Here is a 1,410-nt window from a genome sequence, read left to right on the forward strand (position 1 = left end):
TGATTGCCGCCCTAGATACCGGTTTCTATCCGCACGCCCCGGGCGGGGCGCGACTGGGATATCGCATCATTCCGCCCGTGCCGGGCGATGTTTCTATCCGCACGCCCCGGGCGGGGCGCGACTTTTTGCCAGACGCCAAGGCGCTTGAACAGCTTACGTTTCTATCCGCACGCCCCGGGCGGGGCGCGACGGGCGTCCATGGTTAGTCGGTTTGTTGATGATTGTTTCTATCCGCACGCCCCGGGCGGGGCGCGACATGCTATTAGCTGCGACCTGCTGCCCACTGACGCCGTTTCTATCCGCACGCCCCGGGCGGGGCGCGACGTACGCCAATGCTGGGCAGCCTGAAGCAGCGCATGGTTTCTATCCGCACGCCCCGGGCGGGGCGCGACTTGCTCGCAGGTTAGCGTGCTGGTCGATGATAACGGTTTCTATCCGCACGCCCCGGGCGGGGCGCGACAAGGCCTGCCCGCGCCGTTAGGCCATCCGGTGGTGTTTCTATCCGCACGCCCCGGGCGGGGCGCGACGACCCTGTCACTGCTCTTCGCATGGAGCAGGCAGAGTTTCTATCCGCACGCCCCGGGCGGGGCGCGACGCGCGAACACGGTTCAGCGCTCGATTAGCGGCCAGTTTCTATCCGCACGCCCCGGGCGGGGCGCGACATGACGCCTTTGGAAAGAGCCTTTGCCCACAGCTCTGGTTTCTATCCGCACGCCCCGGGCGGGGCGCGACCGCGGAGCATATCGAGGTTCTGTTGCCCGCCGGTGTTTCTATCCGCACGCCCCGGGCGGGGCGCGACATCTCATCGCCGCTGTCAGTGACGAACACCTCTTGTTTCTATCCGCACGCCCCGGGCGGGGCGCGACTTCACGTCTTTGCGCCGCTGCTGGTAGTGCTGACGTTTCTATCCGCACGCCCCGGGCGGGGCGCGACTTGATGGCGCCGACGCGAAAGCGCTTCGACTCTCCGTGTTTCTATCCGCACGCCCCGGGCGGGGCGCGACGTCAAACGGGTGCATTACAGCGGCAAGACGGTGCAGTTTCTATCCGCACGCCCCGGGCGGGGCGCGACGTAATTGCCGTTGGTACTGATGCGATCAATTGAATGTTTCTATCCGCACGCCCCGGGCGGGGCGCGACGCTGCACTACGCCCGTGAGCTACTGCTTGGCATTGTTTCTATCCGCACGCCCCGGGCGGGGCGCGACATCTCCAGCAGACGGTCGTCGTTGTAGGCCTTGGCGTTTCTATCCGCACGCCCCGGGCGGGGCGCGACGACAGCCCACGGCGGGGCTGTACAGCCACGACGAGTTTCTATCCGCACGCCCCGGGCGGGGCGCGACATGTTGATGCCGTAGCCTTCGAACACGCGGCTGGGTGTTTCTATCCGCACGCCCCGGGCGGGGCGCGAC

1 CRISPR repeat array is annotated in these 1,410 nt (G+C 67.0%).

What is annotated here, in order from left to right:
- The first annotated feature begins 21 nt into the window (after positions 1-21).
- Positions 22-1,410: direct repeats of the CRISPR family, unit length 33 nt; unit sequence GTTTCTATCCGCACGCCCCGGGCGGGGCGCGAC.

Origin of the sequence: Halomonas sp. BC2 (assembly GCF_002078115.1) — a bacterium.
Taxonomy (GTDB): Bacteria; Pseudomonadota; Gammaproteobacteria; order Pseudomonadales; family Halomonadaceae; genus Vreelandella; species Vreelandella stevensii.